Below are 26190 nucleotides of genomic sequence, written 5' to 3' on the forward strand. Positions count from 1 at the left end.
CGAGCTTCATGGAACCCGACCCGGCGCCCGCCGCGGCGTTCGAACCGATCGAGCAGACGCAGCCCACGTCATCAGTAGCGGTCGCCGAGCCCGTCGCTGCGCCCGATCCGTCATGGCCAGCACCAAGTCTGACGCCGTTCGACGCGGGCTTGTGAGTCGCGCCGCGGTCGCGCCGATCTATCCGAGGAGTCGATCCACAACCAGGAGTGAGTCATGGCAAGTAGCGCAGAGCGGCGCTTGAACTCCGCGCTCACCAGCATCCGTGGCCGACTACAGGTCGTCCGTGAGCGGATCCAGCAACTCGGTCAGGTACGGATATCCATGCTCGGCTTCAAGGGGGTCGGGAAGTCCACTCTGCTCTGGGCGATGTTCAACTCGCTGGACGACGCCATGAAAAAAGCCGCGGCTGACGGCGCCGCCGCCGGGTACGCACCGGTGCGAGAACCATCCGCCAACATGTACTTGAGCCAGACCAACGAACTGGTGGTCGAGGCGTTCGCGGAGAAGGATACGAACACCCTCGAACTCGCGCCGACTCCGAGCTCCGACGACTTCCTGCGCTTCGAGTTCGAGATCACCCGCGTCGGCTCACTACATCAGACGCGATGGAGTCGGATCCGCTTCTGCATTGCCGACTACCCGGGGGCGTGGCTCGAGCGTGACGCGATGCTCGACCCGGAGGTCGAGGATTTGCAGAACTTCATCTACGCCAGCCACGTGCTGATTGCCCCGATCGACACACCGTCGATGATGAACGACACGTGGCATCGTCGCACGAATCGCCCGGAGCAGATCAAGAACTGGCTGGATCTCTCGATCTCCTCGAAACGGCGTAGCTCGCCGATGCTGATCCTGCTGGTCCCGGTCCGCTGTGAGGAATACCTACGGCGGACAGACGGCGCGCGGGCGCTCCAGGACCTCACTCGTGAACGGTACGCGGATATCATCCACGGATTGATCGACTCTCCGGCAGGCGACCACGTCGCCATCGCGATCACCCCAGTGAAGACCTTCGGCACGGCGTCGTACCAGGGACAACGCGAGGGCGCCGGCAAACGGGAGTACGAGCCCCGTTTCGCAGCGGATCACATCGAATCCGTCGCCGAACCCGACGGCGCCGAGCAACCGCTGCTCTACATCATCAGCTTCCTACTGAACTGCCGACGCCTCGCGCGCAACGCGACCACCACCCAAATCCAGGAGTACCTGAACTGGAATCAGGACCTCGACACGTACCTGAGCGAGTTGCAGAAGATCCGCAAGGTCGGTAGAGACGGCTTCGAAATCGTGCACGACCCGCAACACCTACTCCAAGACTGGCAGGCATGAGGATCTTTGTCAGAACCTCGAACCTCGCCCACGACCGGGACCCGTACTGGAACGAGGTGACAGGTGGTCACCCCGCTGCAGGCCCCGCGCCGGTACCGGCACCGGCGGCGTTCACTCGGTTGGCCCGGCTTGGACCCGGCCGGGCCACTTGGCTCATTTTGGCCCGCCGCCGCGACGAAGTTGCCCTCCTGCTTGCCGGTAACCGGGGCAGGCGAATGGAGCAGGGACCGTTTCGGCGGACAGTCGGCACCCGTGTGCTTCTGCTGGGGTCACCGCAGGACGCCCCGCTTCGGGCGGCCTTCCTCGCGATGGCGGCGGATCCGAACGACGTCCTCGACCATGTCGAGGCCGTCATCACCGAGACTTCCGAGGCCTACGACGCGAGTGCCGTTCCACTCGCATTGGCCGATTGGATCGGCGGCCGCGAAGTCGAGGAGTCGCCGGAAACGTCGGCCCCCTGGCTCGAACTCTTCGACCAGCACGATGATGACGGCGTTCGCGCCGTCATCACGACCTACGGCTCGGTCACCGACTGGGACGCTGATCTTGAGGCGGCACCGGATCTCACGGCGCTGTGTCGGGAACCGGGCGTGGGCGTCTGGATACGGAAGCCGATGGCTTCCGGCGGTATGCGTGGATTCCTGCGCGAGAAACTCGGCACCTTTGGATCCGGTTCACGCAACGCTATCGGCCACGACGGCGGCACCATCACGGCAAGAGACCATGAAGGAGACGAATGCTGACAGTAGCGCGACTTGAGCGGGCGCCCCACTTTGCGGCGTCGGCCTCCCGGTCCGGCGACAGCGAGGCGTTCCTCGCGGCGACTCGACGGACGCTGAGGGCTCTGCTAGTGACGTGTGAGTACGTCACGCTGCATGCCGAGTCGACCGAGCCGGGCGGTCCAGTCGAGTTCTCTTACGAGATACCTCTGCCGCAAGGCCAGGTCGAATCGCTGCTATCCGACACGCGCCCGTTCGTCGATTGGCGGATTGGCTCCACACAGGTCGCGAGCTGTGAGTTCAGCGCGGACGATCAGGGCAGGCTCGTCCATGCTGTCAACCTCGTGCCGGTCGGCGGCATCGGCCGCACCACCGAAACGGCTCCGATCCTTCCCCTGGACGCCCCAGCCCCGCTGCCATCACGTTCGGTCGGCGGCAGCTCACACAACCCCGCCCTGGAACTGGCCCGGCTCGCGGTCGATGAGCTGCGCGAGCTCGTCAGTTCGTTCGCGCCCCGAGGCCGTTTTACCGTTCCCGTCCCGGCGGTCTTACCGCGCCGAGATAGATCCTCCGCCTGGCGTACCCTCTGCGCCTTCCTGGAGCAGAACCCCGGCTGCGTCCGGATCACTATGAGCAGGTTCGAACCGGAGAACGACGATACCCACTACGCGCGACTGTGCCTGCTCTACAGCGCAACCACCGGCCCCCAGTTGTCCGCCGGCGAGCCAGACCTGCTCACCGCCCGCGCGACGGGCATTCCGACGATGCAGGGCGAGGTCGTACTGCGCGGACCGGTGGCCGGACTGGCCGCCGCTGTCATCAGCGATCTTGGTGACGGTACAGTCGCACGGTCCGCCACCGCGGTCGAGAAAATGGCGCTGACGGTCACGGACGAGCGGTTGAAGCGGGTCCTGCATCGCCTGGAACGCGCACATCTCACTGCGGAGGCTGTCGACCTGCTCTGCCCGCCCTACAGCACGGACCAGGCGCTACCAGGCGTCCGACACTTCCAACCGAGCCCATTCAACAATCCGTACGTACAGCCCCCAGCCGCTGGCAGTGACGACTCGATCTTGCTGGGTCGGCTCTCAGGCGGCGGCGCGGTGTGGCTCTCGATCGACGAGCTCAGCAAGCACACGTTCGTCACCGGCGTACCGGGCTCAGGGAAGACTACGACAATGATGCGGATGGCCGAGGCGGTAAATTCGGCTCGCCCACAGGTGCCGCTGTTGCTGATCGACCCGGCCAAGTCCGACTTCCGCCCACTCATGAAGCGGCTCAGGCTTGAGCATCACATCATCGACTTCACTGCCGACCGCTATCCGCGTTTCAACCCGTTCATCCCTCCCGAGAACGGATCGGTCTACGACCACTGCGTCCGCGTCGCCAAACCGCTGGCCCTGCTGTTCCCGACCACTGCTGCGGGCTACAGCATCCTGCTGGAGCTGATCCGTCGGCTCTACTGGGAACAGTTCTTCCCAGGCGGATCACCCGCGACACTGGAAGAACTCAGGGCGTTCGCGCGGCTGCGCGGTACCGACATCACGGGTTGGCCGACGTTCGAGGGCTTCCTCGAACGTGGACCACGACTGCTAGAAGACCTGCTGACAAGCAGTGCTGGTCCGTTCTCCGACCGATCGAGCCAGTTTCAGGTAGAGGCGTACGACCACTTCAACCGCCGGTTCGAATCGCTGCGCCGCAGCATCGTGCGCCTCATGTTCAACCCTGCCGACCCCGACAAAGCCATCTACGACCTGTTCCGGGACACTTATCTGATCGAGTTCGGTCGCATCGCTGACCGGGAGGAGGTCGACTGCGCGATCAGTCTGATCTTCGCCCTACTGTATGGCTACCGGGTCAGCGAGGACGAGCGTGCTGAGCGCAACACCGATCGACCCGCCGATCTCGCGCACCTGGCCTTCATCGACGAGGCGCACCGCATTATCCCCGCGCTCCCGAGCGGGGGCGACCCCGCCCTCGTGTCTTCCGTCGCCGAGGTCTCTACGATCTTCGCGAACATGATCGCAGAGTGCCGCAGCTATGGCCAAGGGCTCGTCATCGGCGACCAGAGCGCAAATCAGGTCAATCGCAGCGTCCTCGTGAACGCCGCAACGACGATCGTGCACCGCGTGGCGTTCGGCTCTGACAAGGACCGGATCGCCGCAGCACTCTCAATCAACGAGCACCAACGCGATCGGCTTTCATACCTCACTCGCGGCCAGGCACTCGTTTCGATCCCTGGCCAGTACCAGCCGATGGCCGTCGACATCGAACTGCCGTCGTGGCTGGCCACCCGCGACCCTGAGCTCAGCAAAATGCCCTGACCGCAGCCTTGGTTGACCGGAGACCAATGCGGACTCGCCAGGGTGAGCGCTCTCGGCGTCTCCAACGTGCCATCCAGGATACGGCGTGAGAGACACGACATATTTCGCTTCATAGCGAACATGTCCGTTACGCTTGGAAGCAGGCCAGAAGCCCCTTCGCGACCATCGCGGCCGGAAAACTTGAGGAGCTGGGGGATGTTGTTGCTGGCCATGCCGACCGGGCTAGGCCCGTCCACGGAAAGAAGATCGGATGCGGCCTGCGAGTGGAATCCTGCTTGCTCGATGCCTGATTCAGTCGGGAACACGTCGGCAACCCGGTCGCCTGGCGCCAGCAGCACGTCCTGGCTTCCACCCAGCGAGTACACCCATTTCAGGTTCGGGGGCGGCGCGGGCTCGACGACGTCCCTGAACAGCTGGACTTCCTTGGTGTACGTGTAAAACCCCACCTGAGGGCCCGCGGCGGCCACGGTGAGCCAGGCGTCGAGGTAAGCCGGGCTCCAAAATCGCCTCCGTCGTGAATCCGGACCCGTGCTCCGCTCGCGAATCTGGGGTGGGCCAGCTCTCGGATCATCGCGTCCGTCCAGCCGTCCAGGTCCTCAACCGTGTACAGCAGATTTCTGATATGGCGGTCGCGCACGGCGGGAATCCGATACGTGCCCTGCTACTGGTAGGCACGGGAGTTGGAACTTGCGGAATTGAACCTGCCTCGATCGTGGTCGGCCACCTGCGACCTGAACGGACCGCGGTCGGTATGGTGTCCGGATGATCACTCCGGTTGAGCTCGTCATCTTCGACTGCGACGGCGTGCTGGTCGACAGCGAACGCCTTGCTGTGCGTCTCTTCGTGGAACTTGGTGCGGAGTTGGGCTGGCCGCTGTCCGAGGCCGAGGTGATCGAGAACTTCATCGGTCGGTCGGTCGCGTCCAATTTCGACCAGATCACCCTCCGGGTGGGCCCGGACCGGTCCGCTCTGTGGCGGGAGAAGTTCGGCCAGCTCCATCACGAAGCCGTCGAAACCGAACTCGCTCCTGTTGACGGCATCCTGGACGCTCTCGACGCCATCACGCTGACCAGCTGCGTCGCCTCGGGCGGCACCCATGACACGATGCGCCGCACTCTGGGTCACACGGGGATCTACCGATACTTCGAGGGACGAATCTTCAGCGCCAGCGAGGTCGCCCACGGCAAGCCGGCCCCCGACCTGTTTCTGCACGCCGCCAAGCAGATGGGCGTCAGCCCTTCGGCCTGCGTCGTGGTCGAAGACAGCAAGTACGGGGTCCAGGCCGCTCGCGCGGCCGGGATGCGCGCCCTGGGCTATGCCGGTGGACTCACACCTGCGGAGTGGCTCGAAGGGCCCGGCACCACGGTTTTTGACGACATGCGCGAACTCCCGACGCTCCTCACGCGAGCCTGACTTCCGAGAACCGCCGCCAGTTTGACGTGTCCCCTCAACGGCGTGCTGCACGTCGCGCTACCTCTGCTGCATAGCTGGGTCGGGTGTTGCCTGCATCTTGGGTCCAGCGCGTGGCCCGGTCGAGGCTGATGCCGAGCATCCGCGTGATGACGGCGGCGGGCATCTCGGCGGCCATCTCCATCAGCGCGGTGTTGCGGCCGAGGGTGGGCGAGACGCCGAGCTCCAGCAGTCGCGTGGTCATGTCGCTCCTGGCGATCGACCGTCCGAGCCGGGTGCCTGGGTAGAGCCAGACGGCGTCGTCTGGCGCGGTCGCGGGTGCTCCGCAGCGGTCCTCGACCAGCCTCACGAGCAGGTCCCCGAGTGCTGTCGGCAGCAGGATCGGCTCCTCGCCGAGACGCAGTTCTACGCCGATGTCGGTGACGGCGACGTGCTTGGTCGTCAGCTGCGTGATGCGCACGACGCGCTGCGCGTAGAGCAGGACGAGCAGCCCCGCGACGCGGTCGGCCACCAGGATCGACTCGTCGTTCAGGAGCCGACGAGCCAGATCCCAGCGCTGGTCGTGCTCGGGTAACACGTTGCGGACCGGTGCGTTGGCGAACCGGGGGATCTCGATGGCGGTCGCGTGGCGGCGCTGAACGGCCCAGGTGACGAACCCGCGGGAGCGGGAGAACTGGTCGTTGGGGAGCCAGTCGTCGATGTCGTGCTGTGTGCAGGTGAGCAGCGTCTGTCCGCGATCGGTGAGCCAGTTCAGCAGGCTGGCGGCGGCGGTAACGGCGTTGACCGCGTAGTGGACCTGGTCTTGAGTCAGCGGTCGTCGGCCGGCGATGGTGCGCAGTCGTCGTAGATGGTGCCAGGTGGCGAAGCTTTGCAGGATCCGTCGGTGTTCGGGGTCTGTGACCCGCTTGATGCGGGCTTCGATGGAGGTCTCCAGGCTGATCAGCCACTCGTCGCGGGCGGGCAGCACGCCAGCCTCGACCAGGGCCGCGCGCAGCCGGTTAGCGGCGGTGGCCGAGCTCAGCTTGTCCAAGACCTGATGGGTAACCGGGCCGCTGGCTTCCGCGAGCTCCGCCAGCGCGTTCTGGTGGCGAAGCCGGGCTACGAAGTTCAGGCCGGCGGCGGCATCGGTAGCGATCAACGCGGCCAGGACCGGCTCGATGTCCGGCCTGACTGTGCCGTCCGGGCCGGTCAGCAGCTTGCGGATCGCGTCAGGCCAGGCGCAGGCGGTGCAGAGACCGAGGCGGTGCTGCGAGCCGAGGACCCCACACCGCGCGCAGGCGCGATGAGCGACGACACCGTGCTTGTAGCAGGTCTGACACAGGCCGCCGGTGTCGGTGCGGATGCGCAGCGGCACAACGCGCTGGCATCCGGCGCAGGTGTCCGTTGATCCGCAGGCTTTGCACAACGGCTCGCCGTCAGCGGTGCGGCGGTGGACGACACGTCGTTGTCCACACCGTGAGCAGGGCTCGGCCCGCAGCTTGTCGGAGCAGTTCTTGCACCGCGGCGAATCGGTGTCCGCCTGCGTGCAGGGTTTGACCCGCCCGCACGAAGCGCAGGTCGTGGTCGGTGGGTGGCAGCAGTTGTGGCAGAGCACGACGTCGCCCTCACGGCGTGCGGGCAGGGCGAGTCGGCCGCAGCCGTGGCATTCCTCGTGCAGCGACGGTTCGACCTTGGCGCATCGTTCGCACAACGACTCGCCGTCGTCGGTGCGGCGGCTCATCGCGCGGACCTCGCCGCAGCGGGCGCAGGGCTTGGCGTGGGCCTCGTTCCAGCAGCTCATGCAGCAGCGCAGTCCGTCGCGTCCGCGCGGAAGGCGCAGGACGCGGTCGCAGAACGGGCAGGCCGGCGCGATGATCCCGGCGACGCCGCGTTCGCGCAGCGCCTCGATGAATGACACGACGGTCTTGGACCCGTGGGCGCCGGCTCCGGTCAGCAGGTCGGGCCGGTCCTCCAACTGGTCGGCGAGCTTGTGCTGCCAGCGTGGGTAAGGAACCATCTCGACGACCAGCCTGGCCAGGCCGTGGCGGTCGACGGCCGGGTCCACCCGGGCGACGGAGTCGACGATCGCTTGCACTGCTTCGGCTGATGCCTCGGGCCTGCGGGGTCTGGCTCGTGCCATTACTCGGTGATCCTTGCTCGTTTGGGACGGAGGGCTCCGAGGCTGTTCGACGGCCCGGTGTCGGAGCCGGGGTTCTCGCCGACGGCCTTGGCGCGGCGGCCGGCGACGGCGGTCGGGACGATCAGCTCCTCCATGGCGCAGTCCAGGATGTCCATCAGGGCGACCAGGACCTTCAGGCTCAGCCGCTCGGGCTTTTCGGTGACCAGCCGCCAGATCTGGGTCGGGGACAGCGTGATGCCGCGCTCGATCAGCAGCGGGCGGATGTCGGTGGTGCTGAACATGCCGCGGGTGGCCATGAGCTCCCGCAGCCTCCAGGTGTAGTCGAGCTTGGCGGTCAAGGCCGCTCCTCCTTCGCATCGGTGGCCAGTCCACGGTCCAGGTGCTGCCGCAGCATCGTGTTCATGAAGTCTCCCGACACGCCGGTGTAGATCCCGGTTGTGCTGGCGAACTTGTGTCCGACCTGCTCCTGGACGAACTTCGGGTCGGCTCCGTCCTCGATCAGGTGGGTGACGTAGCTGTGCCGCAGGCAGTGCGGCACCAGGTCGCCGTCCATGCCCAGGGCGTCCCGGTAGGACGCGAACCGCTCCTCGATCTCCCGGGGCCGCAGACGGCTGCCGCGCTCGGTCAGCCACATCGCCGGATGCTCGCTCGGCCCGAACCGGGGGCGGATGTTGACCAGGTAGTCCTCGACGGCCTCCACCGCCCACGGCATCACCGAGGCCACCATCCGCCGCTTCGGCGGCGATCCCTTGGAGCGCTTGCCCCAGCGGACGTTCAGCATCCCGAACTTGCCCAGCTCAGGGGCCTTCGGATTGCGGTACCAGTCCGGGCGGTCCAGCTTGCTGGCCTCGGTGACGCGCAGCCCCCAGCCGTAGATCAGCTTCAGCGCGGTGGAGTCGCGGTACGCGGTCAGCGCGCCTTTGCGCCCGAGCCGCACGGCCCGCTCGACCTGCTCATCGGCGTAGTCGAACAGCGCCTGGCATTCCTCGCGCGTCAGGGGCCTGCGACCCGGACCGCCTTCGTAGTCCACCAGATGGGCGACGGTGTTCCACTCGTGGACGATCTGCGTGGGATGGGTGCCGAACCGGGCCTCACACTCCTCGGCCCAGCGGTAGTAGGGCGAGGTGAGGTAGTCGCAGAACATCCGGATCGCGCCCTGGTAGTTGCGCAGCGTCGACTCCGCGAGGGCCTGCTCCATCACCATCTGGGCGGTCCACTCGTCCATGTGGGCCGCCGACCAGCGCCAGGGGTACTCGTTCGTGAACTCCACGAACCTGCGCACCACGTTCTTTCGGTTGTCGACGGTTTCCTGCTGGAGGCGGCGTCCGCCGCGCTGCTGCTTCTCCCAGCCGGCCACCATCGCGTCCAGCACCGCGTCCTCGGGACGCAGCAGGAGCACGCCCTCGCGCAGCTCCAGCCGAGCCGAACCAGGGGGCAGATCCTCCCGAACACCCATCAACATTCCTTCCGTCTTCAGGAAGAAACTTGCATCAGATGGAAGACGGTTGGCAAGTCCGCAGGTGAGAGCGATAAGATCAGGCTGTAGATGGTTGACGCGTGAAGCCAAGGTCGCAGCTCAGTCTCCACAAAGCGCTTGCATTAGATGCAATTCCGCGCAGACCTCGCGTAACATGCCAACCTACAGATGCCAGAGGCCGGACAAGTACGGATCGTTCTCCCGTCAGGTAGGCGCGCGGCGAGCGCGGGAAGCGACCACGTCCAGATGTTGTCCCTGGCCAAGTCCCGATTGCCGTTGGTCAACAGCCGGGCTGGCCGCCGCACCTCGCGCGTAGCCTCAGCCATCCGGGCTCCGCCCGGACCGATCGGCGCTCACCCGCGCCCAATGCTTGTCGAATGACTTCAGCTGCTTGTCCACCGCGCCGACTGGGGCCAGCGCAAGGAGCCGTTCCGTGGTCGGATAGCGGTCTTCGCGGGCCACCACCAGGGCGCGGGCGATTCCGTCATCGTCGAACTCGACGCGCGCGCCCGCCTCGGCGGCGCGCTCGGCCAGCTCGACGGTCATGGCGGGCCGCGTGCCGGTCGACAACTGCCTGACCGAGCGCCATACCGGGCCCTTGACGTGCGGGCCCTCGGTTCCGGCGTGCACCACTCGGCGCACCTCGTAGACGGCGAACCGGCTCGCCTCCAGCTGCGCCCGGTAGAGCGCGAGAGCGCCGGTGAGGGCGTGCTCGCGGGCGAGCTGATGCGCCGAGGTCTTGCCGAACAGCCGCATCCGCTCGTGAAACGCGAGCGCGGTGTGCTCCAGCAGCAGCGTGTGCGCGGCCACCTCCGGCTCCGCGCGCCAGCGAGCCACCAAGTCCGGCAGGTTGCGCTGGTTGAAGCCGAAACAGCATCCCGCACAGCACGAGCGCGGCCACCGCTCGCCTATCAGGCCACGAATATAAGCGTCGCATCGGTTCCTGTCCCACCCCCAGACCCGGAGGGGGTAGAGCGGCTGCCGCAGGGCGGTGGCGTGCTTCATGTCCTTGGCAGCGCGCCGGTCTTCCTCGGCGGCGTAGCCCACGACGTGGAACACCGGCCGGTCGCCGTACTCGTCGGCGGCCCACCAGTCCAGCGGCTCCGCCTTAGCCCGGATCGACACAGGTGACTCGATAGCTGGGGCAGTGTTCCTGCGGCGGCGAACTCGTCGGATAGGCGCCACGGTCCACGCATGATCATCTTGTGTGGCGCGCGAGAGTCGTCGAGCACGACGTAGCCGCCGGACTGCCGGGCACGGGAGAGCTGCACCAGGCGGACACCGTGCTCGCGCAGCCTTGGCAGTAGATGCCTTTCCATCATCCGGCGGGTCGAGTCGTACTCGTCCCCAGTCATCGCCACCGAGAGGGTCACATCCTCCAAGCTGATTCCGTGCCGACTGTCCGGCTCCTCCAGCCACCGCAGGGCGATACAGGCCGAGTCCAGCCCCATGCCGAATGAGAACCTGACCGGGGTGGACATGCCGGGTGTCGCGAACGGGTTGGCCATCACGAACTCTCTTCGAGGATGCGGCGGACTACGGTCTCGGCGGTGACGCCGGGCGCGGCTGTGAAGCGGGCCGCGCTGCTGCCGGTCGAGCGCGTCTGGCGTGCCACGCACCACGCGCCGACCTCGCTGACGTACTCGGGGAAGATTCGCCAGCCGTAGACCCACATTCCGCCCTGTCTGGCTTTGCGGACGGTATGGCCTTGTGCCTTGGCGGCCCTGGCCTCTCGCTCGATGTCGTCACTCAAGTTGTTGAGCATGACCTGGCTATGCGTCATCTTCACGGTCAGATGTCCTTTCCGTATGGTGGCGGTTGCGTTTGCGGCGGCAGCGCTCGCAGCGCACGTCGTCATGGGCGTCCCTCGTCCGCCGATCCGGCTTGCTCCAGCGAAAACAGGTAGGCGAACGCCTCGTCGGCAGCGGCCGGACCCAATGCGGTCGGCTGCTCGAAGGTTCCGCCGGTCACGAGCAGCGGCCCGCACACGGCGGCGGCAGCCGTCTCGAAGACAGCCCGCGCCACGGCGCTGGCGACCGGGTTGGGCTCGCGGTCCTTGGTGAAGCAGTCGCGGTCGATCCAGACCAGTAGGCCCAGGTCCGGGGTGCGGCTGACCAGCGGGCGCGTCGTGTCCAGCAGGGCGCACACGACGTTGAGGGAGATCAGCTGGTCGGGCCGGTACAGGCGGGCCGGCGGGCCGCCGGGAAGAAGCTCGAAAAACTGGTACACGATTTGAGTCCTTGATCGGAGCGCGGGCCCGGCCGGCGGCCGGGCCCGCGAGATGCGAGGCCAACAGATCCCAGGGCCCAGACCGGGGAGACGGTCCGGGCCTGCTGCGGTGTCTACTGTTGCGACGACCCCTGCTCGTCGAACTCGGGGTCGGTCGGCTCGTCCTCGGCCACCAGCCCGTTCGATACCTCGTCGTCGTCCTCGTCGCCGGACGGGTCGGCCTCGTCCTCCGTGTCCTCCGCCTCCTGCGCGGCGGCCAGCGTGCAGGAGGCGGCAGCGAGCGGTGTCGGGACGTAGGTCTCATCGGCCACGATCGCCTCTTCGATCGGGGAGAGGTTGTGTCCGACCTCCCGGCAGAACGTCAGCCAGGTCCGCGCGTGCCTGCGGTCGGCACCGGTGTACTCGGACGGGGGCTGATCGGTGCGCCAGGTGTCCTTGGTCGCGGCCTTCTCGTAGGCGGCGGCCACGGTGGCGAACTGGAGCATCATCAGCCGCCGGGGGCTGGCGCTGGCCACGGCCTGCTCGAAGTCCTCGGGGCTGCTCTCGGCCATGCCGAGCAGTTCGGCCTGGAGTTCGGCCCGCTTCATCGCGGACGGGAACTTGCGGACCGGGTCCGGCGCGTTCAGCGTCGCCAGGGTCGTGAAGCGCGAGATCCGGTCGAGCTTGTCCTTCTCCAGCTTCCCGGCCCCAGAGATCAGGCCGCGCAGCCACGCGGCGCGGGCGCTCTGCGCAGCCGTGAAGTCCTTGTTGCCCACCACCACTGCACGCTTGGCTGCCTTATCCTGCGGCTTGGCGGCCTGCTGGGAGCTGTACGACTGCCACAGCTCATGCCCGTTGCCCTCGGCGTCCAGGCAGTAGAACGAGACCCGTACAGTGCCGTAGGACTCAAACACCGCCGCGTGCCCGGGACAGGCGGCGTGCAGCTCGGCGCTCATCGAACCGCTGTCCCCGCGCAGGCGAGACAGGCGCACCGCGCCGTCCGGCTCCTCGTCGAACACCGCCACCCCAGTAGCCTCGTGCTCGGCTCGGATAGCTGCCCGCTGCTCGCGCTCGGCACGCTCGATCCGCTCACGCTCGACGCGGAAGGCGAAGCGGTTCTCCTCGGCCGCCTCCACGAGACGAGCGGTCGCCTCCTCGTCGTCGGCGAACTCATCGAGCGCGGCCAGCTCCGTGATGTCCCACTCGTACGTGCATGCCGCCGCCGCGCTGCGGGTCGTCTCCGGCAGCTTGGCCACCTTCAGGGCCTGCGCTACGCTCCCGTTCTTCTTGCCGTACGCCTTCGACAACGTGGACTTGGACGCACCCGCTGCCGCCGCCTGGAACAGGGCGCCGGCGGTCTCCAGGGCCGTCAACGGCTTCTTGTGCTGCGAAGTGATCACCGCGATCAGGTGGTGGGCTACCGGGTCGTCCGCGAGCGACGGATCGAAGGCGTACGGCACATCCTTGAGCTTCAGGTGCTCGGCCACGTCCATCCGCCGGTGACCATCCATGATCATGAATATGCTCGGGTCGTCGGTCTTCGTAATGATGAACGGGTCGAACCCGTTCTCCTTCACGCTGGCCACAAGATCCGGATCGGCCTTCTGCCGGACCTGGCTGCGCGGGTTGCTCGGGTTACGGATCAGCGCCGAGAGCGGGATGGTCCGGATCGGAATGATCTCCAGACCGGCGGCGTCGTGCCTGGACTGTGCCTCAGCCCCGGCATCTGCGCCAATCGCGTCGATCTCGGCGACCAGCGCCGCATCCGGCGCAGCCAGGTCGGTCTCGGGCATGGAAATGCTCATGATGAATCCTTCGGTGGTTGAGATGAGCGGGTGCGCACGAACGGGGATGCCGCCCCGCTGCGCGCGAGAGTTGCGGACGCCGGACAAGCCGGGCACGCCGCGATCAAAAAAGGATGACGGCCCACGGTGGGTAGGCTGCACGCGGTTCGTCGAAGCGACCGCGAGGCACCGGAATCAGGGGGTTCGAGCCGGGGCCGTCAGCCTCGCTCGATAACCCGATTATGGCAGATCAGGGTCCCGATATCAAGCTATATTCGCAGGTCAGAGGGTATCGCAACAGGTTTGTGACCTGCGTGGCAGCACGTGAATCCACGCCGCTGGGGTGTCATTCCGTCACAGGCTTTTACCTCTCGACCATGAATCCCCGGCCCATCCGATAGCTGCCATCGGGTCCGGGGCCCAGAGGGCGGCCGAGTCAAGGGTCGGCCGAAGGCCGATCGCTTCGCCTGGCCGCTGAGCAGCCAAAGAGCCGCGACGCGAGCGCAGCTCGCGCCCTTTACGCGGGCGACCTGCCCCGGAGACTCGGGCAGCGGGAGGGCCGGCTGCCTGGGCCGTGCATGTGTGCGAGGATTCTGAAGGCGATGATCGCGCTACCTCGATGGGGCTTGTCGGTACGCCATTGCCGCGCGTCGGCAGCCGCGGCGCCCAGCAGATTTGGCATGGGTCGATGGCCGGCGTGGGCGATGACCGAGGACGCGGGAGGGGAGCCATCGCAGTGTCCTGGTTGAGAACTGAGACGGTGTCGGGTTCAGTCGGCTGCCGCGGCTCCGTGAGCCGCCTGCCAGACGGACGGCAAAACCGCAGCGGCACGAGCGCACCGGACACAGTCCGGTGCGCGCCACCCGCTGGCGGTTCTACTCGTGTGACGCGATGGCCGGCTGATCGATCTCCGCGGCGGTGGCGCCGACTTTGCGCCAGGGCTGGGTCAGCTTGCGGGTGAGCTGCGCCTCGTACTCATCAGCGGGGCTGCCGTTGACCTTCTCGTACGCCTGGATGTCGAGGACGTCGCCGATCCCGTCGAAGATGCCGGGCAGCATCCGGGTACCGATGCGCAGGTAGAGCGTTTCGGCTCCGCTGTTGAGCGGCGCAGTCTGACTGGCTGCGGACAGGACGGAGATCTTCTCGGCGTCGGTCGGCGGACGCGTGTCAGTGCCGGCAGCGACGCGGTCGAGCAATTCGCGGCAGTGCGCGCGGTACACCAGCTCGGGCCACGCGCGCTCGTGCGTCGCCTTGAGCAAACGGAAGGCGTTCCACAGCGGTCCGCGGTCCTTCTCGCCGTGGCGCAGCTGGGCCGCCTCGATTTCTTCCTCGGCCCACACGCACCGGTCGAGCACCGAGTCGATCAGCTCGCCCAAGTCGCGGAAAGTGGCGTCCAGTTCGGCAAGCCGGACAGTTGGGCGGATGGTGACGGTGCGGTCGGTGCGCGGCGCGTCCGGCGCGCAGAGGTTGGTGTGTTCGAGGATGGTCACGGCAGTGCTCCTGACGAGGGGTCGATGGGCTTCCTGCCGGCTCCAGAGGCGTTGGGGCGCCTGCGGAGCCGGTAGTGCCATCGGGCGGTTCGGCCCGAGCTGGCGGGCCGAAGGCCAAGCACATGCGCACCGGTCGGGCAAGGCTCGGCGCAGCCGACCGCGTAGCGGCCCCGGCCTTGCCGCGCGCCGGGGCGCAGCGTGCTTACCTCACGTCGCCAGTGCGGCAGGCCGTCAGGGGCTGCTGACTGACCGGTGTCACTCAATCCGGCCAATTGACAAGCAATCTGGCCACATCCAGCGCCCGTGCCATCGAACCTGGCCGTGTGGATGTCGACGGTGCCGGAATAGCCTCCGACGAGGAGTCGGACGGACAGTTCCTCCTTCAGTACGTCGATGCAGCGAGGCATCGGCATGAGCGCCCGCTGGCGTCGTGCTGGAGCGTTGACTTCGAGGATGCGCCGCCGATCCGGAGCTTCCGGTGGGCCCGCAGCCAGAGCCACAACCCGGGCTGGTGGTGGTCGGTTTCAACCGGTCTTCACATCGGATTCGAGTCCTGGCTGGAGCGGGATCATGTGATGCTGCTCGACTTCGACCGGACGATCGCAGCGTTCTCCAGTCAGCCGTTCTGGCTGAGCTGGCACGATGGCCGTCGGTTACGGCGTCATGCGCCGGACTATTTCGCCCGTCGGGTCGACGGTGTCGGCGTCGTCATCGACGTCAGGGCCGATGACCGGATCGAGGACAGGGACCGGGAAGCGTTCGAGGCGACGGAGTCGGCGTGCCGATCGGTGGGCTGGGAGTTCCGCCGGGTCGGCACCCTGCCGGCGGTGCTGGCGGCGAATGTGCGCTGGCTGGCTCGTTACCGGCATCCGCGGTGCCGAAATGAAGATGCCGCCGATGCCCTGTCGGCTGTGTTCGCGCGGCCGACGCCACTGATGGAAGGGGCGGCCCGGGCCGGTGACACGCTCGGCGTGCTGCCGGTGTTGTTCCACCTGATGTGGGAGCAGGTGCTTCGGGCCGACCTTTCGCAGCAGCTGCTGGGCCCGGGTTCCGTAGTGTGGTCGGGGGCGTCGCGATGACCTCGCAGAATCGATCGCGACTGGGCATCGGGGACGGGGTGGTGCGCGGCGGGCAGCGGTTCACCGTCGTCGGAGTGTCCGGGACGACGGTGCTGCTGGCCGACCGTGCCGGCAAGGTGGAGAAGACTGCGCTGGCGGTGCTGCTGGCAGAGGACGGGTTCGCGTTCACCGATATGCCGGGGCCGAAGCCGGTCCCGGCCCTGGGTTCCTTGGAGGGGTTGCCGCCGGAGGTGATCGAGCGCGCCCGGTGGTGGGAGCGGCACATCTTAGATGTGCTGAACGTAGGGGCTGCTGCGGGCATCCCGCCGCTGGGGGCGCGGGAGGCGGCCTAGGCGGCGGAGCTGTCGTCCGCGGGCCATGCAGTGTCGGCCAGGACCGTCCGGCGGCATCGGGAGCGCTATGAGGCTGCTGGCATCGTTGGCCTGGTCGATCGCCGTGCTGATAAGAGGATGCCGGCGTTCGGGCGCATTGATGAGCGGGCGGTTGCTGCGCTGCGGCAGGCGATCGCCGAGGCCGAGCAAGCTTCGAGTCGCACCGTCGGCTTCTTCATCTGGCGCGCCGGGGAACTGCTGGATGAGCAGCACGGCGCGGGGGTGGTTCCGCTTCCGTCCCGGCGCACCTGGTATCGGCTGTTCGCTGAGTTGTCGGCCGGACTGCACACCACGGGTTCGGCCGCTACGCGCCGATCGGTAGCGTCCCGGCCGGTCGGCGCGTTCGGGCAGGTGTCCGCGTCGGCGCCGGGCGAGTTGATACAGATGGACTCCACTCCGTTGGATGTGCTGGTTCTGCTGGCCGATGGGGTGACCGGGAGATGCGAGCTCACCGGCATGGTGGACGTGGCGACCAGGACGGTAGCCGCCGCGGTGCTGCGCCCGTCGACGAAGTCGGTGGACGCGTGTTTGCTGCTGGCCCGCACGGTCACCCCTGAGCCGATGCGACCGGGATGGCCGCAGGCCCTTGCCATGGCGCGGTCGGTGCTGCCCTGGAGGCGGCTGACGGGTCTGGACGAGCGGCTGGAGCATGCCGCAGCCCGGCCGGTGATGGTCCCGACCTCGATCGTCATCGACCACGGCAGGGTGTTCGTGTCGGCCACGTTCAAGGACGCCTGCCGGTTCCTGGGGATCAACCTGCAACCCAGCCGGAAGGGGACCCCGACCGACAAGGGACACATCGAGTCGATGCTGGGTTCCGTGGCGACACTGTTCGCCCAGTTCGTGGCCGGCTACACCGGGTCGAACCCGGATCGGCGCGGACGACACCTGGAGCGCGAGCACCTGTGGTCGCTGCCGGAGCTTCAAGACCTTCTGGACGAGTGGATCGTCGCGTCCTGGCAGAACCGGCCGCACGACGCCCTGCGCGACCCGAGTACACCGGGGCGGATGTTCACGCCGAACCAGAAGTACGCGGCCCTGATCGAGGCCGCCGGATATGTGCCGGTGGCGATGTCCGGCGCCGACTACGTGGAGCTGCTGCCGACGGTTTGGCGCAGCGTCAACGCCTACGGCATCAAGATCGATCACCGCACCTACGACGGGCCGGAGCTGAACCCACTGCGGCATCGAAGCTCCGGCGTCGCGCAGCGGCGCAACCAATGGGAGGTCCACCACGACCCCTACGACATCTCCCGGATCTGGGTGCGCGATCCGGACGGCGGCGGATGGATCACTGTGTTCTGGAGGCACCTTCGCGCCGGTGCCGCGCCGTTCAGCGAGATGGCCTGGAACCACGTCGCCGCCGGTATGCCCGGTGCCGGGGAAGCCGAGATCGCCGAAGCAGTCGCGGACCTGCTGCGTCGCGCACACGCCGGACCGGCCGGCGGTCTGGATGCCAGGTCCCGGCGCATCGCCGCCCGCACGATGGCCGCCGCGCCGGCCATCGCCGAGGAAGACGAACCAGCGGAGACCGACGAGGCCGAGACCCAGGAGGGGGCACCGGAGCCCGCGCATCCGTTCGAGTTCTTCGACCCCTGGCAGGAGGCAAGCAGGCGATGGTGACCACCACCGCGGTCGGCCCGCTGGCCGCCGATGACGCGATCCAGCTGACCACCCTGGCCGGCTGGCGCCGCTTCATCGGCCCGGAACTCCCACCGCCGCAGCTGCTCGCCCGCGCCCAGTGGATCGCGCTGGACGATGCCGGGCGCAGCGCCTACGACGAGGCCCGGATCGAGCACCATGCCCAGCTGGGCGTCGTGTTCACCCCGACCATGCGCAAGGTGACCTCCGAGGGCAGGCGGCTGACCTACCTGAACCGGCACGCCGTCTCCGGCCGGTTCGGGCTGATCGTGTCCGGGCCCGCCCGCACCGGCAAGACCACCGCCCTGACGCAGATGGCCAAGACCGTGGAGATCGCCCACCGGCAACGCTGGCCACAGCGGCCCGAAGACATCCCCGTGCTCTACATCACCGTCCCTCCGGCGGCCACCGCCAGAATGATCGCTGCCGAGTTCGCCCGGTTCCTGGGCCTGCCGGTGATCCGCCGGCTGAACGTCACCGACATCGTCGAGGCCGTCTGCGGTGTCTGCCTAGATGCACACACCGTCATGGTCGGGGTCGACGAGATCCACAACCTGGCGCTGAACACGCGAACCGGCGCCGAAGCCTCGGACATGCTCAAGTATTTCTCCGAGCGGATCCCGGCCACGTTCGTCTACGCTGGCATCGACATCGCCCGCGCGGGCCTGCTGTCCGGCACCCGCGGCGAGCAGATCGCCGGCCGCTTCGCCCAGATCAACACCGGGCCGTTCCCCCGCACCAGCGACTGGGTCAACCTGATCGCCGCCCTGGAGGGCTCCCTGCGCCTGCACCGTCACACCGCCGAGACCCTGGTGGGCCTGGCCGACTACCTGCACCACCGCACCACCGGCATGATCGGGAGCCTGCTGCGGCTGATCCGGTCCGCCGCGGTCCAGGCGGTCCTGGACGGCACCGAGCGCATCACCAGACGGCATCTGGACGCCATCGAGATCGATATCGCCGCCCAGGCCGCGACCGAGCGCAAACCCAGGGCGGCCAGAACATGAGGACCAACGACATCAGCGCGCTGCCGATCCCGGTCCGACCGGTCACCGGCGAGCACTACACCTCCTACCTGCGCAGACTTGCCGAAGCCAACCACCTGCTGCCCTCGACGCTGCGAGCGTTCGTCAACGCCGACGGGCACAGCATCGGCACGCTTCGACTCGACCGGTTCGCCGCAGCAGCCGGGCGCGAGCCCGCCACCCTGCGACTGGCGCTGACCGGGCTGCCCGAGCCGCACCGGCCCACCCCGCCCGGCGCCCCGCCGACCAGGTTCCAGAAGTCGTACCAACGCCAGCAGGCCGCCACCGCTTCGCCCCTGATCCAGGATTGGAGGCTGGCCGCCGATGAGATCCGCTACCTCGACGAGGTGGAACTGTTCGCGACGATCCGCGCCGATCGCCTGGCCGGCACACCCGTCCGGGAACTTGCGCGCCGGCACTTCGTCGGCGAACGGCTCATCGATCGCGTCCTGCGCGGATCTCAGCCGCGCCCGGCGGCCCTTGTCATGCAGGACTTCGCCCCCGCCCCCGCCGCCCCCACGCTCGACCTGGTCAAAAAACTGATAGATCACATGCACAGCCAGGGCATGACCTGCGACCAGATCTGGGCCCGCCTGGTCGACCATCATCAAGCCGCCATCTCCAAGCCGACCGTCAAGAAGTATCTGCGAAACTCCTGCCGACCTCAGAAGAGGCCCGCCGCCAACGACCGGCCACACCACCGCGACCGGCCATCCGACACCCTTGAGGGCGGCCCATGAGCCTGGCCCTGGCACTGGATCTACCGCCGACCACCGCGCTGCCGGTCCGGGTCAAACCGAACAGCGGCGAACACGTCGACGCCTACATCCGGCGACTGGCTGCCGACAACCACATGCCACCCAGTGTGCTGATCGAGATCCTCAACGGACGCATCGGCTACAGCTCGGCAGTGCTGCGCACCGACCTCCTCGCCATCTTGTCCGGACGTTCAGAGCAGGCACTGCACTACGCGCTGCATGGGCTTCCGAAAACACGCAGCCGACAACCAGCACCAGCCATCCCGCGCATGTCAAGTCCTCAGCGCCCTCGTCGGACCCACGCGGAAATGCGGGAAACTTTCGCCGCCATCCGCCGCGACGCGGCGTACGAAAGGGACATCACCGTCGCCGAACTCGCGCGCCGGCACCGCGTCCAACGCAACACGGTCGAGCGAGTCCTCAGCGACCCCACCGCGCAACCGCGACCGGAACCGTCTGGTTCGGCCGCTCAACGCCGCATCTCACAGAGTCACGCCGAGGTGCTGGAGCAGCTGGCTCTGACCATCGACGAGATGCTGCGGCAACAGCCCTACGCGCCAGCCAGACGCATCTGGGAAGTCCTCGTCGACGACCACCAGGCCAACCTGCCCTACCGCGTGGTCCGCGAGTTCATCTCGGCCCGCCGCAGCATCCCCTGCACGGCCGTGAGACGAGGCCCGCCTCGACGCCCGCGCAACAAACCCACCGGCGCCGCCGAATGAGCCAAACCGGGTGCAGCCACAACCGACCTGGCGAAACCCACGTCGCAAGACCGACCTCACCCTCTCTCTGTCGAAGCTCACTACAAGTAGGGATGGAAGGGTGTGCTCAACGGCACCTGCCATTCAAGCCGGACGGGACGCCGGTGTGATCCAAGCGGTAGGCAGAGGGCAAGCACCCGGTGCTAACCCTCCACCCGCCACGGTGAGATGTGTGTCGAAGGCCGCTGTTCGGGCCTCCGCGGGGCGGCTGTTACGTCATGCTGGTCGCATGAATGCTAGGGCGGGCGATCGCCTGCGTTTCCGTAGCGCCGTGAATGGCCGCTGCGGCGCGGAGATCCTGATGGTGCGCGGCCGTCTACGCGGTGAGCCACCGTACCTGGTGCGTTTCGACGATGGGCATGTGGCACTGGTGGTTCCCGGTATGGACGCCATGGTCGAGCCAGTGCCGACCGGCGACCTTGAGGTGTGAACCCGCGCTGCCCGCGGCCGCAGGCCCGTCATGAGCCCAGACCCACCGTGGAGCGCCAAACCCTCGGCGCGCCGGCGCGGAGGCGGTTGAACGAGGCGGCGGTTCGTGGTGTCTTGCGCTCGCACCAGTCGGCTACGACATCTGACCGCTGTGCGCTATCGCGGCTGCTTCGACGTCGCTGAACTGCGGGAACACATGGTCCAGACCGACCAGGCGCAGGACCCTGGACACCGGTTTGGGGACCGCGGCCAGGGCGAAGGTGGCGTGTTGTTTCTCGGCGTGGTTGCGGGCGCGGACCAGTACCTGGAGGCCCATGGAGTCCATGAAGGTCACGTCGGCGCAGTCCAGCACCACCACTGCGGCAGGACAGATCTGTGCGGAGATCTTGTCCCACAGCTGGTTGACAACAGCCAGGTCGACTTCACCGGCAGCGCTGACCACGGCCACTGGGCCTTCCTGGCGAGTCGAGCACTTGAAGTTGGTCATCTTGGTGCTCCTATCTGGCCGGACCGTTGGCACCGCCTGCCTATAGCACCTCATGCTACGACCGGCTCCGCCGCCGCTATCGGGGCTCGCGTTCCAGGGGTGGTCCCAGCCGCCCCAGGATTCCCTCGAAAAACCTGCCATGTCGGCAGATGCGCGGGGCATCCGCGGAGCGGCTGGCGGAAGGGCCGACGCTTATGCGGCTTGGGCGCTGTGTTCTGTCCATGTTTTGGTTTTGGCGGCCTTCGTTGCTGCCCGGTCTGCGGGGTATCGGTCGGCTGGTGCTTTGGCGGCCAGGAACGGGTGCCGGTGGATCTGCACGGCCACCTCGGCCAGTTCGGCCTGCATAGCAGCCCAGGTGGCGCGCTGGCCGTCGGTCAGGGCCGCTTGTCCGGTGGCGATCGCCGTAGAGTTCGGCAGCGTCTTGGCGAAGCGGGCGCATTCGGCATCCAGGATGAGGAACCGGTGTTTGAGCGCGACAAGATCTGCGGGGACCTCCGCCTCTGGTAAGTCGGCGATGATGTCACGCTCCTTTCTTTGATCTCGGACCGGAGGTCAATCGGGCATGCGGATCGGCGGCCCGACCCGGATGTGGGCGCCCGAGGGCGGCGCGGTCCGGATATGGATGACGGTCGGGCCGTCGAGCAGGGTGGCGTCGTTGGGGTGGGGTTCGCCGCTGGTGCCTTCCGGCATCTGCTGGCGGGCTCGCCCGGTCGTCGGTGCCGACCGGGCGCGGTCGTAGCTGGCGCGTTTGGCCGGGTCTGCTAGGACGTGCCAGGCGGCCAGCACCTGCGCGAGGCGCTCCGGTGCGGCCGGGGCCGTGGCGGAGTCGGGGTGCAGGGCGCGGGCCAGGTGCCGAAAGGCGGTTTTGATCTGTGCGGCGTCGGCTTGCGGGGTGACGCCGAGGATCGCATAGAAGTCGGGGTCCATCATCGCTCCGGCTGCTGCCTGCCGATGGCCGCCGGAGGGAAAGGGGGCGGCCACCGGCAAAGGGGGGCGCGCCGTGCGGCGCGCCGCACGGGTCAGGCGTTGATCGCCTTCTTGTCACCGGCTGCGGTGATCTGGACCTTGCGGGGCTTGGCCTTCTCGGCGACCGGGATGCGCAGGGTCAGCACGCCGGCGTCGTAGTCGGCCTTGATGTTGTCGGTGTCCAGGGTGTCGCCGAGGAACAGCTGGCGGGAGAACGCGCCCAGGGGCCGTTCGGAGATCTCGACCTTGGTCTCGCCGATCGCGGTGGGGCGGCGTTCGGCCTTGACGGTGAGGACGTTGCGCTCGATGTCGACGTCGATGGCGTCCAGGGACACGCCGGGCAGGTCGAAGCAGACCACGAACTCCTCCCCTTCGCGCCAGGCGTCCAGGGGCATGGGGTTGGGGCGGGTCCAGGTGCCCGCGGCGGTGGTCCCGAGCAGCTGCTGGGCGATGCGGTCCAGGTCACGGAACGGGTCGGTGCGCATCAACATAGGGGTCACCTCCAGTGTGTGGGCCAACGGGGTGTCGGCTCCCTCGGCATCCGTTGTAACATGTCATCGGAACGATGACAAGCCTCCATGTCGGCGAAAGGGTGACATGATGAACGTCCAGTTCAATACCCCGGGGTCGGCCTCCGGGGAGCTGCGTGCCATACGGGAGCAGGCGGTCGGCGCCGCACTGGGGACGGTGCTGGGGGCGGTCTCCGCGGCCCGGCAGCCGCCGGCGTCGACGACCGCGCCCGTCGGCGGCCCGCTGACCGGGCCGCAGGTGCTGTCCGCGCTGATGCTGCTACGCGAGCTGCGCACCCAGATGACCGGTTGGGAACCCGGGCTGATCGACGCCGCCCGGCAGCTCGGCACGAGCTGGGCGGATCTGGCCCCGGCCGTGGGGGTGGCAAGCCCCTACGCTGCGGAGCGCCGCTACCTGCGGCTTCGGCCCTCGGCCGACTCCGGGCGAGCACCGGGGAGCAGCGGGTGACCGCCGAGCGCGACAGGCGCGCCGGCGACCGCGCGGGCCGGGACCGGGCCCGGGACAACGCCGCCGGGCTGCGTCGGCCGGCCGGGCAGATCAGTGCCCTGACCGGCCTGCCCCGCGGCGCGGCCGGCGGCCTGGCCGCGCTGCGCGACGCCCTTGGCACCGGCGACGCCGCCGATCTGATCAAGCCTCTGGCAGAGGCCATACCCCATCTGGAAGCCGGGCATCCGGCCCTGGCCGCGCACCTGGACGCCGTCGAAGAGCATGCGGACGAGCGTCGCCGGGAGACCCTGCGCCGCCAGTACGCCGGGGATTGATTCCGCGCCGGGCCCGCCCTCGATTCCGGCCTCGCCCGTTGCCTGGATGGTCAGGCGGAGCCGCTGAGGAGAACCCTGAACCGCCGGATGGATACGGCTGGACGGGCGGCACGACATCCTCCGGTCGTCGTGTCGCGGCATCGACAACTCACCCGCGACGCCTGGCACCGAGCCGACGAGCAGAACCCTCGCCGGCTCGGTCGATGCCGTCCGGGACGAACCATCGGGGCGGCGACACTCGTGATCGGCGGGTCACTGAATGAGGGCTCGGCTGAAATCATGCGGCGAGGCCTGTGAGCAACCCCGCCGCTCGATCGTTCGCTGTCGCCGACCGCCGGAACGTCATGGCAGGCCGACGCAGCACGGCGGGAAGGCCCCGGATGCCAGTCGTCTTCTACTGATAGTGGGGCATTGGGCCGAACCGTTGACCGACAGGCGGCGGCATCAGCTATGTGGTCCCGCTACAGCGGTGCGGTACCGCCATCGGGGCGCCGGACCCGGACTGTGCCACGGCCGGCGAGCGGGACGCCGGCCCGTATGCGCACGGCGCGCTGGGTGTCGTTGAAAGCGTCGTCCACGCTGGGGTAGCAGGGGAAGGCGGCGCCGAGCCCGGCGATCCGAATGATTCGTGCCAGGTGCCGTGGGACGTGCGCGAGCCGCACCCCGCCGTGCCGGGCCACCGCCAGCCGGCGGGCCCGCACCAGGGCGGACAGACCGGAGCAGTCGCAGAAGTCCAGGGCCGAAAGATCCAGGACCAGGCGGACCATGCCCTGGGCGATGACCGTGGCGACGTCGGCGTCGAATTCGGCGGCTACGGCCATGTCCAGTTCCCCGGACAGGGCCAGGACCGCGCCGTCGCGGAAGGGTCGGACGGCTACGGTGAGTTGTCGACCCGGCCCGTGGGTCCGGGTGTGCCCGAACTTCGGCGGGGCTGGGCGGGCATGTACTTGACGGGCGTGGAAAGCAGTCACCGCCAAACCTCCAGTCAACACAGCACGGGCCACGTGTCGCCGGGGGTCTGGGGCACACACGTACGCGCGCGGGGTACGGGCCTTTTCTTCCGGAAACGGCCGTGCTGCCAGGGGTGTCACTGTTTCGGGTGAAGCCTTGCGCGGCCACAGTACCGCCCGCGCCGGTTCTCGTCGAGACCACGGCACTGATACCCCTCGCGACCGGCCCGCCAGTCCGGCCGGCCCGGTCGCGCCGGATGCGACACGTCGACCAGCCACGACCATGAACACGGCGTATCACCAGGTCAAAGGGCGAAACACTGCTAACACGGCGGGTGTGGTGTCGTAGCCACCAACCCGGCCGGCCTGTATAACAGCTGGCTGGAACCCCGTGCCGGGCGCGCTCATGGCTGCGTCCCCGGGACGCGAGACCGGCCGGGGCCGCAACGGCATCGTGCGTTTCGCCTGGCGTCCCGTACGCGATCCGGGTGATTTCAAGGCGGCCCGGACCCGTTTGCGGTGGCGGTGCTGATCGCAGAGAGCTAACTTCCCTGGCACGGGAATGCAAGGCGAGCATCGTAGGGAGGCACCGGCCATGGTTGTGTCCGTATCAGGCGTGCTTCTGCTGGCCGTCATCGTGCTGCTGCTGTGCCGAAAGGGCGGCCTGAAGACGTGGCACGCGGTCACGTGTGCGCTGCTGGGGTTCTACCTGGCCTCCACCTCGATCGCACCGGGCATCCGGCAGAGCACCGCCTCGGTGGCCGCACTCATCAGCAGCATCAGGATGTGACGCACCGCGAAGGCGTCGGACACGGGCCTGCCAGCGCAAGACCGGAGACTACGAGGTGCTACGGCTGGAGGCGTTCCGCAGGCGAACGCCATGCGGCGGCAACGCTGTGCCGGCCTGTAGCCGGGTCGGTGCCCTGCGGGCCGTGGCATGCACCGGCATCCCACGGCCCCGATCGAGCCGCAGGGCCCCTGGTGAAGCCGTAACAGCCCGCCGTGATCCACGCGTCTATCAACACCCTACTTGGACGGCGCGGCTTCACCGTCCAGATCGGCCAGCGGCACCGGTTCGAGCACGGCGTCCGGCCCGGGCACGACCAACGCCACCCGCCCGCCGTCGAACCGCACCAGATACGGCGGATCGCCGCGCTCCTGTCCGCGCACCATGAGGATCTCCGCGCCGCCGTAGCCGTTCGCAGCGCTGCGGAAGCGCAGCCGGTCACCTGCCTGAGCCTTCATGGTCACAGCATGGCAGCGACAACCGCCGTGCCGGGGACCGAACAGCCAGATCGCCTCAAGCAAACCTGAGCCGCCCCTGCCCGGTCATGACCGGGCAGGGGATACCAGCCCTGCGGCATCCCGACCGTCTCGGCCGCAGACACCGCGGGCTCGACGCGGGGCAGAGCGTCAACTACCGGATGCGATCGTGCGGCACTCCGCTCATGGCCGTTCGCGCCTGGCCCCGGGCCGGCGACACACATGCCGCCGGGGGCCAATCGGCCCAGGCCTACGCCGAGCGCGGCAGCCGACCGGTCGCGGGTGTCACCGGATCGGGCTAGCGGGTC

The 26190-nt window shown here is 68.1% G+C and carries 28 protein-coding genes and 2 pseudogenes; 15 read left to right on the forward strand and 15 right to left on the reverse strand.

Annotated features, from left to right (window positions below):
* Positions 1 to 213: 213 nt before the first annotated feature.
* The 3 genes from ABD481_RS28865 to ABD481_RS28875 are packed head-to-tail and all read left to right on the forward strand — an operon-like array spanning position 214 to position 4372.
* Positions 214 to 1329: a hypothetical protein gene (locus ABD481_RS28865; RefSeq protein ID WP_344668935.1), complete on the forward strand. Its 1116-nt coding sequence runs from the start codon at positions 214 to 216 to the stop codon at positions 1327 to 1329.
* Positions 1326 to 2072: a hypothetical protein gene (locus ABD481_RS28870; RefSeq protein WP_344668936.1), complete on the forward strand. Its 747-nt coding sequence runs from the start codon at positions 1326 to 1328 to the stop codon at positions 2070 to 2072. Before ABD481_RS28865 ends, ABD481_RS28870 begins: the two co-directional genes overlap by 4 nt.
* Positions 2066 to 4372, forward strand: coding sequence for an ATP-binding protein (locus ABD481_RS28875; RefSeq protein ID WP_344668937.1), 2307 nt, complete (start codon positions 2066 to 2068; stop codon positions 4370 to 4372). The genes ABD481_RS28870 and ABD481_RS28875 overlap by 7 nt, the downstream gene beginning before the upstream one ends.
* Before the next feature lie 176 nt (positions 4373 to 4548).
* Here the strand turns inward: ABD481_RS28875 and ABD481_RS47465 are convergent.
* A pseudogene (locus ABD481_RS47465) lies at positions 4549 to 5021 on the reverse strand (GP88 family protein); the annotation flags it as partial.
* A 113-nt stretch (positions 5022 to 5134) separates the two neighbouring features.
* Here ABD481_RS47465 and ABD481_RS28880 point away from each other — a divergent pair.
* Positions 5135 to 5785 carry an HAD family hydrolase gene (locus tag ABD481_RS28880; RefSeq protein WP_344668938.1) on the forward strand — a complete coding sequence of 217 codons (651 nt, stop codon included), beginning with the start codon at positions 5135 to 5137 and terminating at the stop codon, positions 5783 to 5785.
* 34 nt (positions 5786 to 5819) lie between these two features.
* Here the strand turns inward: ABD481_RS28880 and ABD481_RS28885 are convergent, their stop codons facing one another.
* The 9 genes and pseudogenes from ABD481_RS28885 to ABD481_RS28925 all read right to left on the reverse strand — a co-directional run bounded on the left by ABD481_RS28885 (position 5820) and on the right by ABD481_RS28925 (position 14860).
* Complete coding sequence (locus ABD481_RS28885; RefSeq protein ID WP_344668939.1) at positions 5820 to 7901, reverse strand: hypothetical protein; 2082 nt, start codon at positions 7899 to 7901, stop codon at positions 5820 to 5822.
* The gene (locus ABD481_RS28890) at positions 7901 to 8239 is read right to left on the reverse strand and encodes a helix-turn-helix domain-containing protein (protein ID WP_344668940.1); all 339 of its coding nucleotides are present in this window, start codon (positions 8237 to 8239) and stop codon (positions 7901 to 7903) included. The genes ABD481_RS28885 and ABD481_RS28890 overlap by 1 nt, the downstream gene beginning before the upstream one ends.
* Entirely contained in the window at positions 8236 to 9357 is a 1122-nt protein-coding gene (locus ABD481_RS28895; RefSeq protein WP_344668941.1) for a tyrosine-type recombinase/integrase, read from the reverse strand. Before ABD481_RS28895 ends, ABD481_RS28890 begins: the two co-directional genes overlap by 4 nt.
* A gap of 161 nt (positions 9358 to 9518) precedes the next feature.
* Positions 9519 to 9704: pseudogene (locus tag ABD481_RS28900) on the reverse strand (GP88 family protein); the annotation flags it as partial.
* A complete protein-coding gene (locus ABD481_RS28905; RefSeq protein ID WP_344668943.1) occupies positions 9697 to 10503 on the reverse strand; it encodes a hypothetical protein in 807 nt (268 codons plus the stop codon). The pseudogene ABD481_RS28900 and the gene ABD481_RS28905, both read right to left, overlap by 8 nt.
* Positions 10504 to 10885: 382 nt before the next feature.
* Positions 10886 to 11167, reverse strand: a complete 282-nt coding sequence (locus ABD481_RS28910; protein ID WP_344668944.1) for a hypothetical protein — start codon at positions 11165 to 11167, stop codon at positions 10886 to 10888.
* A gap of 65 nt (positions 11168 to 11232) precedes the next feature.
* A complete protein-coding gene (locus ABD481_RS28915; protein WP_344668945.1) occupies positions 11233 to 11607 on the reverse strand; it encodes a hypothetical protein in 375 nt (124 codons plus the stop codon).
* 113 nt (positions 11608 to 11720) lie between these two features.
* Complete coding sequence (locus ABD481_RS28920; RefSeq protein WP_344668946.1) at positions 11721 to 13391, reverse strand: ParB/RepB/Spo0J family partition protein; 1671 nt, start codon at positions 13389 to 13391, stop codon at positions 11721 to 11723.
* An 854-nt stretch (positions 13392 to 14245) separates the two neighbouring features.
* Entirely contained in the window at positions 14246 to 14860 is a 615-nt protein-coding gene (locus tag ABD481_RS28925; protein WP_344668947.1) for a hypothetical protein, read from the reverse strand.
* Positions 14861 to 15183: 323 nt separating this feature from the next.
* On the opposite strand from ABD481_RS28925, the gene ABD481_RS28930 reads away from it, so the two are divergent.
* The 7 genes from ABD481_RS28930 to ABD481_RS28960 all read left to right on the forward strand — a co-directional run bounded on the left by ABD481_RS28930 (position 15184) and on the right by ABD481_RS28960 (position 20925).
* Positions 15184 to 15939 carry a TnsA-like heteromeric transposase endonuclease subunit gene (locus ABD481_RS28930; RefSeq protein WP_344668948.1) on the forward strand — a complete coding sequence of 252 codons (756 nt, stop codon included), beginning with the start codon at positions 15184 to 15186 and terminating at the stop codon, positions 15937 to 15939.
* The gene (locus ABD481_RS28935) at positions 15936 to 16271 is read left to right on the forward strand and encodes a hypothetical protein (protein WP_344668949.1); all 336 of its coding nucleotides are present in this window, start codon (positions 15936 to 15938) and stop codon (positions 16269 to 16271) included. The genes ABD481_RS28930 and ABD481_RS28935 overlap by 4 nt, the downstream gene beginning before the upstream one ends.
* 117 nt (positions 16272 to 16388) lie before the next feature.
* On the forward strand, positions 16389 to 17933 hold the full coding sequence (locus ABD481_RS28940; protein ID WP_344668950.1) for a Mu transposase C-terminal domain-containing protein: 1545 nt from the start codon (positions 16389 to 16391) through the stop codon (positions 17931 to 17933).
* Positions 17927 to 18958: a TniB family NTP-binding protein gene (locus ABD481_RS28945; protein ID WP_344668951.1), complete on the forward strand. Its 1032-nt coding sequence runs from the start codon at positions 17927 to 17929 to the stop codon at positions 18956 to 18958. The genes ABD481_RS28940 and ABD481_RS28945 overlap by 7 nt, the downstream gene beginning before the upstream one ends.
* Positions 18955 to 19716: a hypothetical protein gene (locus ABD481_RS28950; protein WP_344668952.1), complete on the forward strand. Its 762-nt coding sequence runs from the start codon at positions 18955 to 18957 to the stop codon at positions 19714 to 19716. The genes ABD481_RS28945 and ABD481_RS28950 overlap by 4 nt, the downstream gene beginning before the upstream one ends.
* The gene (locus ABD481_RS28955; protein WP_344668953.1) at positions 19713 to 20456 is read left to right on the forward strand and encodes a hypothetical protein; all 744 of its coding nucleotides are present in this window, start codon (positions 19713 to 19715) and stop codon (positions 20454 to 20456) included. Before ABD481_RS28950 ends, ABD481_RS28955 begins: the two co-directional genes overlap by 4 nt.
* Before the next feature lie 268 nt (positions 20457 to 20724).
* Positions 20725 to 20925 (forward strand): DUF1918 domain-containing protein, encoded by a 201-nt coding sequence (locus ABD481_RS28960; protein WP_344668954.1) that lies wholly within the window; start codon positions 20725 to 20727, stop codon positions 20923 to 20925.
* Positions 20926 to 21057: 132 nt separating this feature from the next.
* On the opposite strand, the gene ABD481_RS28965 is transcribed toward ABD481_RS28960, so the two are convergent.
* Positions 21058 to 21411 carry an STAS domain-containing protein gene (locus tag ABD481_RS28965; protein ID WP_344668955.1) on the reverse strand — a complete coding sequence of 118 codons (354 nt, stop codon included), beginning with the start codon at positions 21409 to 21411 and terminating at the stop codon, positions 21058 to 21060.
* A gap of 201 nt (positions 21412 to 21612) precedes the next feature.
* Here ABD481_RS28965 and ABD481_RS28970 point away from each other — a divergent pair, with 201 nt between their 5' ends.
* Positions 21613 to 21918 (forward strand): hypothetical protein, encoded by a 306-nt coding sequence (locus ABD481_RS28970; protein ID WP_344668956.1) that lies wholly within the window; start codon positions 21613 to 21615, stop codon positions 21916 to 21918.
* 45 nt (positions 21919 to 21963) lie between these two features.
* Here the strand turns inward: ABD481_RS28970 and ABD481_RS28975 are convergent, their stop codons facing one another.
* Together ABD481_RS28975 and ABD481_RS28980 are read right to left on the reverse strand one after the other, a co-directional pair.
* On the reverse strand, positions 21964 to 22392 hold the full coding sequence (locus ABD481_RS28975; protein WP_344668957.1) for a J domain-containing protein: 429 nt from the start codon (positions 22390 to 22392) through the stop codon (positions 21964 to 21966).
* Between the two features lie 38 nt (positions 22393 to 22430).
* Entirely contained in the window at positions 22431 to 22868 is a 438-nt protein-coding gene (locus ABD481_RS28980; RefSeq protein ID WP_344668958.1) for an Hsp20/alpha crystallin family protein, read from the reverse strand.
* 106 nt (positions 22869 to 22974) lie between these two features.
* On the opposite strand from ABD481_RS28980, the gene ABD481_RS28985 reads away from it, so the two are divergent.
* On the forward strand, positions 22975 to 23355 hold the full coding sequence (locus tag ABD481_RS28985; RefSeq protein ID WP_344668959.1) for a hypothetical protein: 381 nt from the start codon (positions 22975 to 22977) through the stop codon (positions 23353 to 23355).
* Positions 23352 to 23669 (forward strand): hypothetical protein, encoded by a 318-nt coding sequence (locus tag ABD481_RS28990; protein WP_344668960.1) that lies wholly within the window; start codon positions 23352 to 23354, stop codon positions 23667 to 23669. Before ABD481_RS28985 ends, ABD481_RS28990 begins: the two co-directional genes overlap by 4 nt.
* Positions 23670 to 24130: 461 nt before the next feature.
* Here ABD481_RS28990 and ABD481_RS28995 read toward each other — a convergent pair whose 3' ends face one another.
* Positions 24131 to 24904 carry an STAS domain-containing protein gene (locus tag ABD481_RS28995; RefSeq protein WP_344668961.1) on the reverse strand — a complete coding sequence of 258 codons (774 nt, stop codon included), beginning with the start codon at positions 24902 to 24904 and terminating at the stop codon, positions 24131 to 24133.
* Between the two features lie 310 nt (positions 24905 to 25214).
* On the opposite strand from ABD481_RS28995, the gene ABD481_RS29000 reads away from it, so the two are divergent.
* Positions 25215 to 25409, forward strand: a complete 195-nt coding sequence (locus ABD481_RS29000) for a DUF2304 domain-containing protein (protein ID WP_344668962.1) — start codon at positions 25215 to 25217, stop codon at positions 25407 to 25409.
* A 236-nt stretch (positions 25410 to 25645) separates the two neighbouring features.
* Here ABD481_RS29000 and ABD481_RS29005 read toward each other — a convergent pair whose 3' ends face one another.
* Positions 25646 to 25864 carry a DUF1918 domain-containing protein gene (locus ABD481_RS29005; RefSeq protein WP_344668963.1) on the reverse strand — a complete coding sequence of 73 codons (219 nt, stop codon included), beginning with the start codon at positions 25862 to 25864 and terminating at the stop codon, positions 25646 to 25648.
* Between the last annotated feature and the right edge of the window lie 326 nt (positions 25865 to 26190).

The organism is Catenulispora yoronensis (assembly GCF_039531695.1).
Lineage (GTDB): Bacteria > Actinomycetota > Actinomycetes > Streptomycetales > Catenulisporaceae > Catenulispora > Catenulispora yoronensis.